General features: G+C 65.3%; 27 protein-coding genes. All 27 read right to left on the bottom strand.

Annotated elements, in window-relative coordinates; all coding sequences use genetic code 11:
• Positions 1 to 19: 19 nt before the first annotated feature.
• Positions 20 to 754 carry a TonB family protein gene (locus O5O43_RS05395; protein WP_271085887.1) on the bottom strand — a complete coding sequence of 245 codons (735 nt, stop codon included), beginning with the start codon at positions 752 to 754 and terminating at the stop codon, positions 20 to 22.
• 57 nt (positions 755 to 811) lie between these two features.
• Complete coding sequence (locus O5O43_RS05390) at positions 812 to 1,378, bottom strand: adenylate kinase (protein WP_271085886.1); 567 nt, start codon at positions 1,376 to 1,378, stop codon at positions 812 to 814.
• 28 nt (positions 1,379 to 1,406) lie between these two features.
• Positions 1,407 to 2,786, bottom strand: a complete 1,380-nt coding sequence (secY, locus tag O5O43_RS05385; protein WP_271085885.1) for a preprotein translocase subunit SecY — start codon at positions 2,784 to 2,786, stop codon at positions 1,407 to 1,409.
• A 119-nt stretch (positions 2,787 to 2,905) separates the two neighbouring features.
• Positions 2,906 to 3,499, bottom strand: coding sequence for a 50S ribosomal protein L15 (rplO, locus tag O5O43_RS05380; RefSeq protein ID WP_271085884.1), 594 nt, complete (start codon positions 3,497 to 3,499; stop codon positions 2,906 to 2,908).
• A gap of 199 nt (positions 3,500 to 3,698) precedes the next feature.
• Positions 3,699 to 3,887 carry a 50S ribosomal protein L30 gene (rpmD, locus tag O5O43_RS05375; RefSeq protein ID WP_271085883.1) on the bottom strand — a complete coding sequence of 63 codons (189 nt, stop codon included), beginning with the start codon at positions 3,885 to 3,887 and terminating at the stop codon, positions 3,699 to 3,701.
• Between the two features lie 3 nt (positions 3,888 to 3,890).
• Positions 3,891 to 4,511 (bottom strand): 30S ribosomal protein S5, encoded by a 621-nt coding sequence (gene rpsE / locus O5O43_RS05370; RefSeq protein WP_271085882.1) that lies wholly within the window; start codon positions 4,509 to 4,511, stop codon positions 3,891 to 3,893.
• Positions 4,512 to 4,522: 11 nt separating this feature from the next.
• The gene (rplR, locus tag O5O43_RS05365; protein WP_271085881.1) at positions 4,523 to 4,885 is read right to left on the bottom strand and encodes a 50S ribosomal protein L18; all 363 of its coding nucleotides are present in this window, start codon (positions 4,883 to 4,885) and stop codon (positions 4,523 to 4,525) included.
• Between the two features lie 3 nt (positions 4,886 to 4,888).
• Positions 4,889 to 5,422: a 50S ribosomal protein L6 gene (rplF, locus tag O5O43_RS05360; protein WP_271085880.1), complete on the bottom strand. Its 534-nt coding sequence runs from the start codon at positions 5,420 to 5,422 to the stop codon at positions 4,889 to 4,891.
• A 2-nt stretch (positions 5,423 to 5,424) separates the two neighbouring features.
• Complete coding sequence (gene rpsH, locus O5O43_RS05355; protein WP_271085879.1) at positions 5,425 to 5,823, bottom strand: 30S ribosomal protein S8; 399 nt, start codon at positions 5,821 to 5,823, stop codon at positions 5,425 to 5,427.
• Positions 5,824 to 5,837: 14 nt separating this feature from the next.
• Positions 5,838 to 6,143 (bottom strand): 30S ribosomal protein S14, encoded by a 306-nt coding sequence (gene rpsN, locus O5O43_RS05350; RefSeq protein WP_271085878.1) that lies wholly within the window; start codon positions 6,141 to 6,143, stop codon positions 5,838 to 5,840.
• Positions 6,144 to 6,162: 19 nt separating this feature from the next.
• The gene (rplE, locus tag O5O43_RS05345) at positions 6,163 to 6,723 is read right to left on the bottom strand and encodes a 50S ribosomal protein L5 (protein ID WP_271085877.1); all 561 of its coding nucleotides are present in this window, start codon (positions 6,721 to 6,723) and stop codon (positions 6,163 to 6,165) included.
• On the bottom strand, positions 6,723 to 7,031 hold the full coding sequence (gene rplX / locus O5O43_RS05340) for a 50S ribosomal protein L24 (protein ID WP_271085876.1): 309 nt from the start codon (positions 7,029 to 7,031) through the stop codon (positions 6,723 to 6,725). The genes rplE and rplX overlap by 1 nt, the downstream gene beginning before the upstream one ends.
• Positions 7,032 to 7,033: 2 nt before the next feature.
• A complete protein-coding gene (rplN, locus tag O5O43_RS05335; RefSeq protein ID WP_077354965.1) occupies positions 7,034 to 7,402 on the bottom strand; it encodes a 50S ribosomal protein L14 in 369 nt (122 codons plus the stop codon).
• Positions 7,403 to 7,420: 18 nt separating this feature from the next.
• Positions 7,421 to 7,672, bottom strand: a complete 252-nt coding sequence (gene rpsQ / locus O5O43_RS05330; RefSeq protein WP_183213200.1) for a 30S ribosomal protein S17 — start codon at positions 7,670 to 7,672, stop codon at positions 7,421 to 7,423.
• Positions 7,673 to 7,681: 9 nt separating this feature from the next.
• Entirely contained in the window at positions 7,682 to 7,879 is a 198-nt protein-coding gene (gene rpmC, locus O5O43_RS05325) for a 50S ribosomal protein L29 (protein ID WP_271085875.1), read from the bottom strand.
• Entirely contained in the window at positions 7,879 to 8,319 is a 441-nt protein-coding gene (rplP, locus tag O5O43_RS05320) for a 50S ribosomal protein L16 (RefSeq protein WP_271085874.1), read from the bottom strand. Before rplP ends, rpmC begins: the two co-directional genes overlap by 1 nt.
• Positions 8,320 to 8,324: 5 nt before the next feature.
• Positions 8,325 to 9,074: a 30S ribosomal protein S3 gene (gene rpsC / locus O5O43_RS05315; RefSeq protein WP_271085873.1), complete on the bottom strand. Its 750-nt coding sequence runs from the start codon at positions 9,072 to 9,074 to the stop codon at positions 8,325 to 8,327.
• Between the two features lies 1 nt (position 9,075).
• Positions 9,076 to 9,456 (bottom strand): 50S ribosomal protein L22, encoded by a 381-nt coding sequence (gene rplV, locus O5O43_RS05310; protein WP_271085872.1) that lies wholly within the window; start codon positions 9,454 to 9,456, stop codon positions 9,076 to 9,078.
• A gap of 1 nt (position 9,457) precedes the next feature.
• Positions 9,458 to 9,736 (bottom strand): 30S ribosomal protein S19, encoded by a 279-nt coding sequence (gene rpsS, locus O5O43_RS05305; protein WP_271085871.1) that lies wholly within the window; start codon positions 9,734 to 9,736, stop codon positions 9,458 to 9,460.
• A 2-nt stretch (positions 9,737 to 9,738) separates the two neighbouring features.
• Positions 9,739 to 10,572, bottom strand: coding sequence for a 50S ribosomal protein L2 (rplB, locus tag O5O43_RS05300; RefSeq protein ID WP_271085870.1), 834 nt, complete (start codon positions 10,570 to 10,572; stop codon positions 9,739 to 9,741).
• A 4-nt stretch (positions 10,573 to 10,576) separates the two neighbouring features.
• Complete coding sequence (locus tag O5O43_RS05295; protein ID WP_271085869.1) at positions 10,577 to 10,879, bottom strand: 50S ribosomal protein L23; 303 nt, start codon at positions 10,877 to 10,879, stop codon at positions 10,577 to 10,579.
• Entirely contained in the window at positions 10,879 to 11,547 is a 669-nt protein-coding gene (gene rplD / locus O5O43_RS05290; protein ID WP_271085868.1) for a 50S ribosomal protein L4, read from the bottom strand. The genes O5O43_RS05295 and rplD overlap by 1 nt, the downstream gene beginning before the upstream one ends.
• The gene (gene rplC / locus O5O43_RS05285; RefSeq protein ID WP_271085867.1) at positions 11,547 to 12,305 is read right to left on the bottom strand and encodes a 50S ribosomal protein L3; all 759 of its coding nucleotides are present in this window, start codon (positions 12,303 to 12,305) and stop codon (positions 11,547 to 11,549) included. The genes rplD and rplC overlap by 1 nt, the downstream gene beginning before the upstream one ends.
• A gap of 22 nt (positions 12,306 to 12,327) precedes the next feature.
• On the bottom strand, positions 12,328 to 12,633 hold the full coding sequence (gene rpsJ / locus O5O43_RS05280; protein ID WP_003164367.1) for a 30S ribosomal protein S10: 306 nt from the start codon (positions 12,631 to 12,633) through the stop codon (positions 12,328 to 12,330).
• Between the two features lie 301 nt (positions 12,634 to 12,934).
• Positions 12,935 to 13,489, bottom strand: coding sequence for a hypothetical protein (locus tag O5O43_RS05275; protein ID WP_271085866.1), 555 nt, complete (start codon positions 13,487 to 13,489; stop codon positions 12,935 to 12,937).
• A 187-nt stretch (positions 13,490 to 13,676) separates the two neighbouring features.
• Positions 13,677 to 14,615, bottom strand: a complete 939-nt coding sequence (locus O5O43_RS05270) for a DUF2807 domain-containing protein (protein ID WP_271085865.1) — start codon at positions 14,613 to 14,615, stop codon at positions 13,677 to 13,679.
• A gap of 250 nt (positions 14,616 to 14,865) precedes the next feature.
• On the bottom strand, positions 14,866 to 15,780 hold the full coding sequence (locus O5O43_RS05265; RefSeq protein ID WP_271085864.1) for a cupin-like domain-containing protein: 915 nt from the start codon (positions 15,778 to 15,780) through the stop codon (positions 14,866 to 14,868).
• Between the last annotated feature and the right edge of the window lie 8 nt (positions 15,781 to 15,788).

Raw genomic sequence — 15,788 nt, 5'->3', positions numbered from 1 at the left:
GGCGGCTGTCAAATCGAGGCTACTGCCGCCCGAAATTGACCGTGACCGTGACGCGGAAATCCTCGACGGCTCGCCCTGAAGCCGTGGTCGGCGGGCGGAAGCGGAAATGGGTCTCGGCGACGCGAACGCCGGCCTCGCCGAACCCGAAGCCGGACGGGCTCTCGTTCACCACCTGGCACTGGTCCAGACGGGTGTCGGCGCGGATGACGCAGTTGATCGCCGCCCGCCCGGCCCGACGCTGGCGGCGCGCCTCGGGCGGCACGAAGGCGAGAATCTCATTGCTGGAGGCGCCGCGGAGGATCAGCGGGCCCGAGCCCGAGCCTGGACCGTCGCCCTCTCCGACGCCCGAGCCGGTTCCTGTCCCTTCCCCGCCCTGGCCGAGCCCGCTGTTGAGGGTGGCGGTGGGCGAGGCGCCGATGACGACGCTCTGAACGGGCGCGGGCTTCGGCGGGGCGACGGGGAGCTCGGGCGGACGCTCCGGCGGCGTCGGGGTGACGTGCACCCGGGACGGCGCGGCGGGGGCGCCCCCTCCGGGCTCGACCACGGCCGGACGTTCAGGCGGCGGAGGCGGCGGAGGTGGCGTGAAGGGACGGAACAGCTCGGCCTGGATCGGTTGGAGCATCGGGACATCGATGACCTCGGCGCGTTGCAGACCGATGGCTGCGAACACCGCCGCATGCACGGCCGCGACCCCGACGATGACGCCGACGCGACCCAGCCGGCGCGCGCGCCGCGATGTCAGAGGATGATCCACGCCCGCTTCTACCATGGCCGCCTGAACGCACGGCAACGGCGAAGGCTCAGGTTTGGTTCAGCCGGCGTCCAGAGCGGTGTCGATGGCGGCGGCCACGGTCTCGATCGAGCCCATGCCATCCACCTCCGTCAGCAGACCCTTGTCGCCATAGTACGGCAGGAGCGGCGCGGTGTTCCGGTTATAGGCGTCCAGCCGGACCTTGAAGCTTTCCGGATTGTCGTCCGGACGCCCCTGGTCGGCGTAGCGTTTGGCGACACGCTCCAGAAGCTGGGTGTCGTCGACCTTCAGGCGGACGACGTGGTCGATCTTCTTGCCGAGCTTGGCCAGCATGGCGTCCAGCGCCTCAGCCTGACCCAGGGTGCGCGGGAAGCCGTCAAAGATGGCGCCGCCGGCGTCCTCGGCCTCTTTGAGACGGGCCTCGATCAGGGCGATGACGATGTCGTCGGCGATCAGCCCGCCGGCCGACATGATGGCCTGGCACTGCTGACCCAGCTCGGAGCCCGAGGCGATGGCCTCGCGCAGCATGTCGCCGGTCGACAGCTGGACCATGCCGCGCTGCTCGACCAGCCGCTTGGCCTGGGTCCCCTTACCGGCCGCGGGGGGCCCGAACAGGATCAGATTCATGCTCAGGCCCCTCCCGGCTTTCTTGGTTCTAGCGACGGACCGGCGCGGGCGCGCCGCGACCGCCACGGCCCCGCAGACGAGCCTTCTTGATCAGGCCTTCGTATTGGTGAGCCAGCAGCTGCGACTGGATCTGCGCCACGGTGTCCATCGTCACCGACACGACGATCAGGATCGAGGTGCCCCCAAAATACAGGCTGTTGCCCATGTTCGCGACGAGCAGCTCCGGCAGAAGGCAGACGGCCGTGATATAGGCGGCGCCGATCACGGTCAGACGAGTCAGGACGTAGTCCAAATATTCCGCCGTCCGCTTGCCCGGACGAATGCCCGGCAGGAAGCCGCCGTACTTCCTCAGGTTCTCGGCCGTGTCTTCAGGGTTGAAGGTGATCGAGGTGTAGAAGAAGCAGAAGAAGATGATCAGACCGGCGTAGAGCGCCATGAACAGCGGCTGGCCATGGGTCAGTTGGGCGGTCACGAGCGGCAGCCAGCTCATCCACGACGGCAGGTCGGCCGTCGCCGTCATCTGAGCGACCGTGGTCGGCAGAAGCAGCAGGCTCGAGGCGAAGATCGGCGGGATGACACCGGCGGTGTTCACCTTGAGCGGCAGGAACGAACGTTCCCCGCCGGCCATCCGGTTGCCTTCCTGGCGTTTCGGGTACTGGATCAGCAGACGACGCTGGGCCCGTTCCATGAAGACGATGAAGATGATGGTGGCGACCGCCAGGACGGCGATGAACAGAAGGACGAAGGCCGAGATCTGACCCTGCTGGGCCAGACCGAGCATCCGCGCAATCGTGCCCGGCAGGACCGCGACGATACCGGCGAAGATGATCAGCGAGATGCCGTTGCCGACGCCGCGAGCCGTCACCTGCTCGCCCAGCCACATCAGGAACATGGTGCCGCCCGTCAGGGAGACGACCGTGGTGGCGATGAAGAAGACGCCGGGCTCGTCGATCAGGCCTGGCTGGGCGTTGAGGCCCGCGGCGATGCCGAAGGACTGCGCCAGAGCCAGGAACACCGTCAGATAACGGGTGTATTGGTTCAGCTGCTTGCGGCCGCTCTCGCCGCCTTCCTTCTTCAGCTTCTCCCACGGGGGGTACACGCTGCCCATCAGCTGCACGATGATGGACGCGGAGATGTAGGGCGTCACGTTCAGCGCGAAGACGGCCATCCGCTCCACGGCGCCGCCCGAGAACATGTTGAACATGTCCAGGACGCCGCGTTGTCCGTCCGGATCCTGGAAAAACTGCAGGAAGGCGGCGGAGTTGATTCCCGGGATCGGCACGTAGGTGCCGATGCGGTAGACGAGAAGCGCGCCAAGCGTGAACAGCAAACGCTTGTGGAGTTCGGTCGCCTTCGCGAACGAACCCATGTTCATATTGGCGGCAAGTTGTTCGGCGGCCGAAGCCATATGTCGTTACCCCGACTTGTCAGTACGCGGCGCCCGATCCGGTCTTCGAATCCGACGCCTTCGTCCAGATAGGCGAAGGGCGGCCCCTTAGCGAGACCGCCCCTCGAGCTTTATTGGATTTAGGCCTTAGCGGCCGTACGCGTCGTGCGAGCCGAGATCTTGTTGGCGTCGCCACGGGGAGCCTTCGGAGCCGGAACCTTGCCCTTGGCGGCGTTGCGCTTCTCGACGCGGGCAGCGGCCTTGGCTTCGGCTTCGATGCGCTGTTCGACGACAGAGCCGCCGGCAGCCTCGATCGCCTTCTTGGCGCCGGCCGTGGCCGACCAGACGACGAGATTCAACTTGGACTTCAGTTCGCCGGTGCCCAGCAGACGGACGCCGTCCTTGACGCGGCGGATCACGCCGGCGGCGACCAGGGCTTCACCCTTGATCTCGCCCTTGATGTCCAGCTTGCCGGCGTCGATGGCGTCCTGCAGGCGCCACAGGTTCACTTCGGCCAGCTTCAGCGCGTTCGGGTTATTGAAGCCGCGCTTCGGCATGCGCATGTACAGCGGCATCTGGCCGCCTTCGAAGCCGCCGATGGCGACGCCCGAACGCGACTTCTGACCCTTGACGCCGCGACCGGCGGTCTTGCCCTTGCCCGACCCCGGACCGCGGCCGACGCGCATGCGCTTCTTGTGGGCGCCTTCGTTGTCGCGAATTTCGTTCAGTTTCATGTGCCTGATCCTTTCGGGTGCTAGCGCCCACTGCAGCAGCGGACTCGGCGTGTTTTCGATGTGTGGGCGCGGCGAAATCGGCCGAACCCGGAACTTCAAGGTCGCGCGCTATAGCGGCTCCCCTCAAAGCAGTAAAGGCGACTCTCGCGAGCCGCCCCTACCTGGTCGCCCCGCCCTTCCCCGAAGGGAAGGATCAGGCTTACTTTTCGACGATCTCGGTCAGGTGGTGGACCTTGGCGATCATGCCACGGACCGAGGGGGTGTCTTCCAGCGTGGACTCACGGCCCATACGGTTCAGACCCAGGCCCACCAAGGTGGCGCGCTGGTCGTTCTTGCGGCGGATCGGCGAACCGATCTGGCGCACGGTGATCGTTTTCTTGTCGGCCATGACTTAGGACTCCACGGCTTCGGCTTCGACCGGGGCCGAAGCGCCGTCGTTGCGGCGGCCCATCAGGTCGGAGACCTTCTTCCCGCGCTTCGAAGCGACCTGGCGCGGCGAGGACTGGACTTTCAGCGCCTCGAACGTCGCACGGATCATGTTGTAGGGGTTCGACGAACCGGTCGACTTGGCCACGACGTCATGGACGCCGAGGGTTTCGAGCACGGCGCGCATCGGACCGCCCGCGATGACGCCGGTTCCCGGAGGGGCGGCGCGCATCATGATCTTGCCGGCGCCCCAACGGCCGTTGCCGTCGTGGTGCAGGGTGCGGTTCTCGCGCAGCGGAACGCGGATCATCGTCTTTTTGGCTTCTTCGGTCGCCTTGCGGATGGCTTCCGGCACTTCGCGCGCCTTGCCGTGACCGAAGCCGACGCGACCCTTGCCGTCACCGACGACCATCAGGGCTGCGAAGGAGAAGCGACGGCCGCCTTTGACGGTGGCCGCGACGCGGTTGATGTGGACCAGCTTTTCGACGATGTCCGAATCCGGACCATCGGCGACGGGGCTGTTGCGGTTGTTGTCGCGACGGTTGCGGTCGTTGCCGCCGCCGCCACGTTGAGGAGCTTGCGCCATCTGTGCGGTCCTTAGAAGTTCAGGCCGGCTTCACGCGCGGCATCCGCCAGCGCCTTCACCCGTCCGTGATAGATGTAGCCGCCGCGGTCGAAGACCACTTCGGTGACGCCCTTCTCGATGGCGCGCTGGGCGACCAGCTTGCCGATCGCAGCAGCGGCTTCCTTGTTGGAGCCCTTGGACGTTCCGGCCTTGTCGCCTTCCAGCGACGAAGCCGAAGCCACCGTGATCCCCTTGGAATCGTCGATAACCTGGGCCGAGATGTTCTTGTCCGAACGGTAGACCGACAGACGCAGACGGCCGTTGCCGACAGCCTTGAGGCGACGACGGTTGCGCTCGGTGCGCTTCTTGGCTTGTTGTTGCAGAGAAAGAGCCATGGCTTACTTCTTCTTGCCTTCCTTGCGACGAACCTTCTCGCCGGCGTAGCGGACGCCCTTGCCCTTGTAGGGCTCCGGCGGACGCAGCTTGCGGATATTGGCGGCCAATTCGCCGACGACTTGCTTGTCCGGACCCGAGATCTTGATCTCGGTCTGTTTCGGCACCGCGAAGGTCACGCCGGCCGGAGCCTTGATGTCCACTTCATGCGAAAAGCCGAGTTGCAGCGACAGGTCGTTGCCCTTCATGGCGGCGCGGTAACCGACGCCGACCAGCTCGAGCGTGCGTTCGAAGCCCTCGGTCACGCCGGTGACCATGTTGTCGAGCAGCGTGCGCGACAGACCCCACATCGCGCGAGCGCGCTGGGTGTCGGCGCGGATCGCCAGGTTCAGGGCGCCGTCTTCCTGGGTGACTTCGACTTCTTCAGCGACAGTCCACGAACGCTCGGCCTTGGGGCCTTTCACGGTCACGGTCTGGCCGTCGATGGCGACGGTCACGCCTTTCGGCAAGGTGATGGGACGTTTTCCGATACGGGACATCTTTAGTAGACCCTGCAGAGGACTTCGCCGCCGACGTTGGCGTCGCGAGCAGCGGCGTCGGACATGACGCCCTTCGAAGTCGAAAGGATCGAGATGCCCAGGCCGTTCTTGACCGGCTTCAGATCGGTGATCGCCGAATAGACGCGGCGGCCCGGCTTGGACACGCGAGCGATTTCAGCGATGACCGGCTGGCCGTCGAAATACTTGAGCTCGATCTCGAACTGCGGAAACTCGCCGGGGTTCTGAACCAGCGAATAGCCGCGGATGTAGCCTTCGTCCTGCAGCACGTCGAGGACGCGCTGGCGCAGACGGGAGGCCGGGGTGAGCACTTTCGAACGCTTGCGCATGGCCGCGTTCTTCATGCGAGCGATCATGTCGCTCAGGGGATCGTTGATCATCATGTCTGTCGCTCCCCTTACCAGCTGGACTTCGTCAGGCCCGGGATCTGTCCCAGGTTGCCGAGTTCACGCAGGGCGATCCGGCTCATCTTGAGCTTGCGATAGAAGGCGCGCGGACGGCCCGTCACTTCGCAGCGGTTGCGGATACGGACGGCGGCCGAGTTACGCGGCAGCTCAGCCAGCTTCAGGCGGGCGTCGAAACGCTCTTCCAGAGGCAGGCTCTCGTCGTTGGCGGTCGCCTTCAGGGCGGCCCGCTTCGCGGCATACTTCGCAACCAGCGCCTTAACGGCCTCGTTGCGGTTTACGGCGCTTTTCTTTGCCATTTTGCTTTTCCCTTCCCGATCAGTTCTTGATGAACGGGAACTTGAACTCGGTCAGAAGCGCGCGCGCCTCGTCGTCGGTCCTGGCCGTGGTGCAGACGATGATGTCCATGCCCCACATCTGGTCGATCTGGTCGTAGTTGATCTCCGGGAACACGATGTGCTCCTTGAGGCCCATGGCGTAGTTGCCGCGACCATCGAACGACGTCGGCTTCAGACCACGGAAGTCCTTCACGCGCGGCAGGGCGATCGTGATTAGACGGTCGAGGAACTCGTACATCTGGTCGCCGCGCAGCGTGACCTTGCCGCCGATGACCATGCCTTCGCGCAGCTTGAAGCCGGCGATGGAGTTACGAGCCTTGGTCGGCACGGCCTTCTGACCGGCGATCGCCGTCAGATCCTTGAGGGCCGCATTGACCTTCTTGGAGTCGGCGACAGCTTCACCGATGCCCATGTTCAGGACGATCTTGTCCAGCTTCGGCATTTGCATCGGGTTGGTGTAACCGAACTTTTCGGTCATCACGCCCTTGATGCGCTCGGCGTACTCGGTCTTGAGACGCGGGGTGTATTTCGTGTCAGCCATCAGATGACGTCTCCGGTCGTCTTGGCGAAGCGCACCTTGGCGTCGCCCTCGACGCGGAAGCCGACGCGGGTCGCCTTGCCGTTGGCGTCGGCGATCGCGACGTTCGACAGGTGAAGCGAGGCTTCCTTGTTCTTGATGCCGCCCTGGGGATCACCCTGGGTCGGACGCGTGTGGCGCTGGACCATGTTCACGCCCTGGACCAGGACGCGGTTCTCGGTCGGCAGAACCTTCAGGACTTCGCCGGTGCGGCCCTTGTCCTTGCCGGCGAGGACGACGACGCGGTCGCCCTTTTTGATCTTGGCGGCCATGGTTACAGGACCTCCGGGGCCAGCGAGATGATCTTCATGTGGTTCTTGGCGCGCAGTTCACGAGGAACTGGGCCAAAGATCCGCGTGCCGACTGGCTCGTTCTGCTTGTTGACGATGACGGCGGCCGACTTGTCGAAGCGGATGACCGAACCATCCTTGCGCTGGATGTCCTTGGCGGTGCGCACGACGATGGCGCGAACCACTTCACCCTTCTTCACGCGACCGCGCGGGATCGCTTCTTTCACCGAAGCGACGATGGTGTCTCCGACCGAGGCGTAGCGACGCTTGGCGCCGCCCAACACCTTGATGCACATGACCCGGCGGGCGCCCGAATTATCGGCCACTTCCAGGTTAGTTTGCATCTGGATCATAGTGTCAGATCCTTCTGATTACGAGGCCGAGGCCGGGGTGTCCTTGGACAGGACTTCCCAACGCTTCAGCTTGGACTTGGGGGCGCACTCGACGATGCGAGCGACGTCGCCTTCCTTGAAGGCGTTCGCTTCGTCGTGGGCGTGGTACTTCTTGGACAGGCGCACGATCTTCTTCATGACCGGGTGCAGCAGCGTGCGTTGGACGACGACGACGACAGTCTTGTCGCCCTTGTCGGACACGACCACGCCTTCGAGAATACGTTTGGGCATGGGGTTTCCTTACGAGGCCGAACGCTTCTCACGCAGAAGCGTGGAGATGCGTGCGATGTCTTTGCGGACTTCACCGACGCGGTGAGTCTTTTCCATCTGGCCGGTGGCCGCCTGGAAGCGCAGGTTGAATTGCTCTTTCTTCAGCGAGAGCAGCTGGTCGCCCAGCTGGTCCGGCGTCTGCGAGCGGAGATCAGCGATCTTGGTCATCAGGCGGCGTGCTCCACGTGCGCGATACCGGCGTCCAGGCGGGTGACCACCTTGGTGCGGACCGGCAGCTTGGCGGCGCCCAGACGCAGGGCTTCGCGAGCCACGTCATCGGCGACGCCGTCGATTTCGAACAGGATCCGACCCGGGTGGCAACGCGCCGCCCAGTGGTCGACGGCGCCCTTGCCCTTGCCCATGCGGACTTCGGCCGGCTTGCCCGTGACGGGCAGGTCAGGGAAGACGCGGATCCAGACACGGCCCTGCCGCTTCATCTGACGGGTGATCGCGCGGCGAGCCGCCTCGATCTGACGCGCGGTGATGCGTTCCGGCTCCAGGGTCTTCAGGCCGTACGAACCGAAGTTCAGCGAGAAGCCACCCTTGGCCGCGCCGTGGATGCGGCCCTTGAAGGCCTTGCGATAACGAGTTTTCTTAGGCTGCAGCATGTTCCTTAGCCCTCACGGCCACGGCGGGGACCACGGTCGCCGCGCGGGCCACCACGTTCACGGCCTTCGTTGGACGACGGACCTGCGGCTTCCTGAGCCCAGCGCTTGTCCTGGGCCATCGGGTCGTGCTCGAGCACTTCACCTTTGAACACCCAGACCTTCACGCCGATGATGCCGTAGGTCGTCTTGGCTTCGATGAAGCCGTAGTCGATGTCAGCGCGCAGGGTGTGAAGCGGCACGCGACCTTCGCGGTACCATTCCATACGAGCGATTTCCGCGCCGCCGAGACGGCCCGAGACGTTGATGCGGACACCCTTGGCGCCGAGACGCATGGCCGACTGCATCGAACGCTTCATGGCGCGACGGAAGGCGATACGGCGTTCCAGCTGCTGCGCGATGTTCTCGGCGATCAGCTGAGCGTCGGTCTCGGGCTTGCGGACCTCGACGATGTTCAGGTGGACTTCGCCTTCGGTGCGGGCCGAGATGTCCTTGCGCAGCTTCTCGATGTCAGCGCCCTTCTTGCCGATCACGACGCCCGGACGGGCGGCGTAGATCGTCACGCGGCACTTCTTGTGCGGACGCTCGATGATGATGCGCGACACGCCGGCGGCGTTCAGGCGTTCCTTGAGCCACGTGCGCAGCTTCAGGTCCTGGTGCAGCAGACGCGAGTAGGAGGCGCCGTCGGCGAACCAACGGCTGTCCCACGTGCGGTTCACGCCGAGGCGGAAACCGATCGGATTGATTTTCTGACCCATATCAGGCGGCCTCGCCGGCTTCACGGACCACGATGGTGATCTCGCTGAACGGTTTCAGGATACGCGACGAGCGACCACGAGCGCGGCTCGCGAAACGCTTCATCACCAGGTTCTTGCCCACGAAGGCCTCGGACACGATCAGATTGTCGATGTCGAGATTGTGGTTGTTCTCGGCGTTGGAGACGGCCGAGTACAGGACCTTGCGGACGTCGTCCGAGATGCGCTTGCGGCTGAACTCCAGCTCGTTCAGCGCGCGCTGGACGGGCAGGCCACGGATCGAGGCGGCGACCAGGTTCAGCTTCTGAGGGCTGATCCGGACGTTCGTCAGCTTGGCGCGCGCTTCGGTCTCGCCGACGCGACGGGTGTTGTTGGTCTTGGGCATCTTACTTCCGCTTCGCTTTCTTGTCCGCGGCGTGGCCGGGGAACGAACGGGTCGGCGAGAACTCGCCGAACTTCATGCCGACCATGTCCTCGTTCACGTGCACGGGGACGTGCTTGTGACCGTTGTGGACGCCGAACGTCAGGCCCACGAACTGCGGCAGGATGGTGGAGCGGCGCGACCAGGTCTTGATCACGTCCTTGCGGCCCGACGTCGAAGCGGCGTCGGCCTTCTTGAGCAGATACCCGTCGACAAACGGGCCTTTCCAGGAGGAACGAGCCATCTTTAGCGAGCCTTCTTAACGTGGCGGGTACGGATGATGAACTTGTCCGTCGCCTTGTTCTTGCGGGTGCGGGTGCCCTTGGTGTCCTTGCCCCACGGCGTAACCGGGGTGCGACCGCCAGAGGTCCGGCCTTCACCACCACCGTGCGGGTGGTCGATCGGGTTCATGGCGACGCCGCGAACGTGCGGACGCCAGCCCATGTGGCGAACGCGACCGGCCTTGCCGAGGTTCTGGTTCATGTGGTCGGCGTTCGATACGGCGCCCACCGTGGCCATGCAGCCGTCCAGGACCATGCGCAGCTCGCCCGAGCCGAGACGGATTTGGGCGTAGCCCTGATCGCGACCGACCAGTTGGGCGTAGGCCCCGGCCGAGCGGGCCAGCTGAGCGCCCTTGCCCGGCTTCATTTCCACGCAGTGGATGATGGTGCCGACCGGGATCGAGCGCAGCGGCATGGCGTTGCCCGGCTTAACGTCGGTCTTCTCGCCGGCCACGATCGCGTCGCCCGCCTTGAGGCGTTGCGGCGCGATGATGTAGGCCTTTTCGCCGTCCTCATAGGTGATGAGGGCGATGAAGGCGGTGCGGTTCGGATCGTATTCCAACCGCTCGACAGTCGCCGTCTGGAACTTGCGACGCTTGAAGTCGATTTTGCGGTACAGGGTCTTGGCGCCGCCGCCGCGGAAGCGGACGGCGATACGGCCGCCGGCGCCCCGGCCGCCCGACTTGGTCAGGCCTTCGGTCAGCGACTTCTCGGGACGGCCCTTGTGCAGTTCCGAGCGGTCGATCAGCACCAGGGCGCGACGGCCCGGCGAGGTCGGATTGTATGATTTCAAGGCCATCTGATTAGAGCCCCGTGGTGACGTCGATCGACTGGCCTTCGGCCAGCGTCACGATCGCTTTTTTGATGTCGACCCGACGGCCCATGATGCCGCGGAAGCGCTTGGTCTTGCCCTTTTGAACCAGGGTGTTGACCTTCAGGACGTTGACCTTGAACAGGCTTTCGACCGCAGCGGCGATCTCGTCCTTGGTCGAGGTTCCGGCAACGCGGAACACGACCTTGTTCTGCTCCGACAGGATCGTCGCCTTCTCGGTGATGATCGGCGAAAGGATGGTGTCGTAGTGTTTGGCGGTAGGTTGGGCAGCCATTACGCGGCGTCCTTCTCGGCTTGCTCGCGACGCGACGGAACGTAGTCGGCGTAGCGGGCTTCGATCGCCTCAACGGCGGCCTTCGAGAGCACCAGTTTGTCGGCGCGCAGGATGTCATAGACATTCAGGCCGGCATTCGGGAGCACGTGGATCTGCGGGATGTTCCGCGAAGCCAGGGCGAAGTTCTCGTCGACTTCCGGACCGGCGATGATCAGCGTGCGGGTCCAGCCCAGCTTGCCGAAGGTTTCGCGCAGGGCCGAGGTCTTCGCGTCCTTGACCGTCAGGGCGTCGACGACGACGAGGTCGCCGCTCTTGGCCTTGGACGACAGGGCGTGGCGCAGGGCCAGGGCGCGAACCTTCTTGGGAAGGTCGAAGCCGTGGTCGCGGACGATCGGGCCGAAGGCGCGCGAACCGCCGACGAATTGCGGGGCGCGACGCGAACCGTGACGAGCGCCGCCGGTGCCCTTCTGCTTGTACATCTTCTTGCCCGTACGAGAGTTCTCGTTGCGGGTTTGAACCTTGTGGGTGCCGGCGCGGCGCTTCGCCAGCTGCCAGTTGACGTAACGGGCCAGCAGGTCGCCGCGAATGTCGGTGATGCCGAAGACGGCGTCCGACAGTTCAACGTCGCCCTGGGCCTTGCCGTCCAGATTGATGCTCGAGAGTTTCATTACGCTTCACCGCCTTCGACGGTTTCGACGGCCGGAGCTTCTTCAGCCGGCGTCTCGGCCGGAGCGGAAGCAGCAGCAGCGCCGCCCTTGGTCTTGAACGAACCCGGGAACGGCAGATCGGCGAACGGCTTCTTGTGCGCGTCGCGGACCTTGACCCACGTGCCTTCGTGACCCGGGACAGCGCCCTTGATCATGATCAGGCCGCGCTCGGCGTCCACGCGGACGACGGTCAGGTTCTGGGTGGTGACGGTTTCGGTCCCGTAATGACCCGCCATCTTCTTGCCCTTGAAGGTCTTGCCCGGGTCCTGACGGTTACCGGTCGAGCCGTGCGAGCGGTGCGACAGCGACACGCCGTGCGTGGCGCGCAGACCGCCGAAGTTCCAGCGCTTCATGGCGCCGGCGAAGCCCTTACCGATCGTCTCGGCCTGGACGTCGACCTTCTGGCCGGCGACGAAGTGGTCGGCCGACAGTGTCGCTCCCACGTCGATCATGGCGTCTTCCGAAACGTGGAACTCCATGACGACGTGCTTCGGCTCGACTTCCGCGTTGGCGAAGGTCGTGCGTTGAGCCTTGTTCGTATTCTTTGCCTTCTTGACCCCGGCGCCCAGTTGCAGGGCGACGTAGCCGTCCCGCTCCTGAGTGCGTTGGCCGACGACCTGACAGTCGTCGAGCTGGAGCACAGTGACCGGAACGTGCGCGCCGTCTTCGGCGAACACGCGGGTCATGCCCAGCTTCTTGGCGATCACGCCCGTGCGCATATCGGATCCCGCCTTTGTTTCTTTAAATCTTGATCTCGACGTCCACGCCGGCGGACAGGTCGAGCTTCATGAGCGCGTCCACGGTCTGCGGGGTGGGGTCGACGATGTCGAGGACACGCTTGTGCGTGCGGATTTCAAACTGCTCCCGCGACTTCTTGTCGACGTGCGGCGAGCGGTTCACGGTGAACTTTTCGATCAGGGTCGGCAGCGGGATCGGACCGCGAACGGTCGCGCCGGTGCGCTTGGCCGTGTTCACGATCTCGCGCGTCGAAAAGTCGAGGACGCGGTGATCAAAGGCCTTGAGCCTGATGCGGATGCTTTGATCCATATCGGTCGTATTTCCCAAGCAGGCGAACCTGCGTCCTGTGAACCATTTCAAAGACCGGAGCCCAAGGGTCGAAACCCTTCAGGTACGCACTTCGCAAAAACGATCGGCCCACGCAGTCCCCCGCGAAGGCCGTGAAGTCCCAAGAAGCTGCAAAGAACAGGCGCTTAGGTCGTTCCTGCGAACTGCGTCTGCGGTTGCCCGCACAGCCAGTCCAACAAGAGTTGGCGCTTATGACGTTTGATTCCGATTTGGTCAAGCGGTCAGGGACGGTCTGACCGACTTTCTCACGCTCTGAAGGCGATCAGTCCTCGCCCGACCAGATGTCGTCGATCGGTCCCTCTTCATCCCGCGAAGAGAAGGTGTCGCCGTTGGCCGATGGGCGCGGGACCAGCGTGCGCGTCGTGGAGTCCAGCCCCCAGGCCAGGCGGCAGTCGTCACGACGATCGTTGCAAGAGCCGTGGTGGAAGCTGCCCTCGAACCGGGGTTCTCCGTCGGCCATGGAGAAGGTTAGGCCATCGAGCACCTGTCGATCAAAGACGCGGACTAGGTTCTGGCCGTGCGTCAGATACACGGTGTAGCGGCAGCCGCCCGTGCCGCAAAACTGGGCGCCTTCGGGCCAGTCGACGACCCAGTCGTTGGCGCCGTCGCCATTGACGTCCATCGCCCGGACGACGCCGGCGGGCGGCTCGGTCAAGAGCGGCGGCCGGTTGGTGGGGTCCTCGGGATCGTCATAGAAGCTGTTCAGCTGGCTGATGACGTACCAGGACAGGCCGGCAGGCGGGGCGCTGGTCTGGGCGACCATGGCGCAACCGGACAGGGTCAGAACGGCGGCGGCCGCGAGCAGGGTTTTGATCATCATCGCATCTCGCCCGGCGCAGTCCGGGGAGGCTAACCTGACACCGCTGTTCGACTTCGCCCAACCTCGATTTCTGACGCAAGCGCTCCCCGGCGCATCATTCGTTTTGAGAATAGGCATGGCAAGACGACCCGGGCGGTTCCACGCACCCGGGCCGTCTCTTTTCAGCAGACTGAGTTCAGGAGGCTCAGCTGCCGATTCTCACTCGGCCTCCGCCCATGACGGACTGGGAGACGGAGCCGGTGACCCGACCGACGCGGACGTCGCCGCCGCCGATCAGGCTGGCGTCGAGGCTGGAGACCGTGCCGGTCACGGTGACGTTGCCAGAGCCGGCGATGGAGGCGTCCAGAGCCCCGGCGTCGCCGGTGATGGTGATGTCGCCCGAGCCCGCGATTGCAGCGTCCACCGAAGCGGGACGGCCGCCGTTGACGCGGATGTCGCCCGAGCCGCCGATGGACGCATCGACCTCGCCCGTGGCGCTGGCCACCACGATCGTACCCGAGCCGCCGATCGAGGCGTCCAGATCACGGGTGGCTCCGGCGTAGATGTTGCCCGAGCCGCCGATGGAGGCTTCCAGTCTGGCCGAGGTTCCGGCGCGGATGGTGCCCGAGCCGCCGATGGACAGGTCCGAGGAGCCGGCGGTGTTGGCCACGGTCCAGTCGCCGCAACCGCCCGCGCCCAGTTCGATCGAAGTCGCGCCGCGGCCGATGGAGCCGAACACGGCCGAGTCCTCGCTGGAGACGTCCACGGCGGGCGGCGTGCGGACGACGATCAGGGGCGCGGCCGAGAGGTTGACGCGGCCGTGCCGGCGAACCTCGACCGAGGCGCCCTCCCCCGGCTGGCGGGCGGAGGCGGGGCCGCTCTGGCAGCGGCGGAAGGCGTTGCGGCCGAGGTTGCCGTTGATGCGGACCTCGTCACCCGAGCGAGTCACGGTGGGCATGGGCAGGCTGCCGGAGCCGGGTTCGATCTCGACCGCGATGTCGTTGCGGTTTTCGACGATGACCACCACCCGGGCGGCGGCGTAGCGAATGCGGACTTCGCGGTCGGCCTTGGCCGAGGCCGGGGCGGCGGCGCCGAGGGCGGCCAGCAGGGCGACGGCGGCGGCGGCGGTGACGGTCTTTCTCATGGCTTGGTTTCCTCTCCTGAACGAGACGAACCTGACCCCACGATGGACGGATGTCAGTTTAACTCGACGTCATGACCTCGAATTCACCTTCGCAGGACCTTTCCCTCCTTCTGGGGGGAGGGCGGCCGGAGCGAAGCGGAGGTCGGGTGGCGGCGACAGGATCAAGCCCACAGGCCCCCGTCCGCATCTCCGGCCGCCCCCACCCGGTCGCTGCGCGACCACCCTCCCCCGTGTGGGAGGGAGAAACCTGTCAGGTCTGTAAGGCCCCTGCCCCATCGGCCGCGCCGACTTCCGGGGTGAAATCGCGTTTGAAATGCTCGATGCGGCTCTTCAGTCCCCCCACGCGACGCAGCGCCAGGGAGGCGGCCCAGCGGGCGGCGAGCTCAGGCGTCGACATGCCGTCGGTGAAGCGCGGGCGCCCTCCCCGGCTGCGGATCACGGCGTTGGTGTAGATGGCGCCGTTCCTGAACCGCGTGGGCCAGGTCTGGAAATCCATCGACAGCGAGACGCAGAACTTGTCGAGGTTCTCGACCCGGTGCGGCGCATAGAGCGGCCAGGTCAGGGCCTCGCCCGGCTCCAGATCCATGACCTGGGCGTCCGCCTCGAAGGCGCGGGTATAGGGCAGCTCCTCGGTCGTCTGGCGGGCCACCACCTGCTCCATCGCCTTTTCCGGCAGATGGGCCTCGTCGCCAGGATATATGAAGAGGCGTTTCCGGCCGCGCAGATGGAACAGCACCACGCCCGCAGCGTCGAAATGGTAGGGCACCTTGGCGACCGGCGAGGAGATGATCAGCTGGCCGGCGTTGGTCACAGCCCGCATGCCGGGATAGGTCGCCTGGATCTTGGCGAACTCGCCCATGGCGGCGTTCCACAGGTCCGGACAGCCCTTCTCGGCCTGACGCAGATTGACCCACAGACGCCCGGCCTGGATCGCGGCCAGCAGCTGGTCGCCCGTCAGGCCGCCGCGCGCGCCGGTGCGCAGGCTCACCTGCCCCTCGTCATCGTAGTCGTACAGATTGATGTCGAAGAGTTCGGCCGGGTATCGGTGCAGGATTTCGGCCAGGGCCTCGTCGGTGGCGAAGCCTTGGTCGACCAGGGCGTGGGGGTGCTTCTTCGCCTCGGTGATCGGGCCGGGATAGCGGGTGCGGCTGTTGGTCTGGGTCATGCTCATCT

Source organism: Brevundimonas sp. NIBR11, from assembly GCF_027912535.1.
Taxonomy (GTDB): domain Bacteria; phylum Pseudomonadota; class Alphaproteobacteria; order Caulobacterales; family Caulobacteraceae; genus Brevundimonas.
Note: the sequence above shows the minus strand (reverse complement) of the source record. Positions and strands in the feature narration are given on the sequence as shown.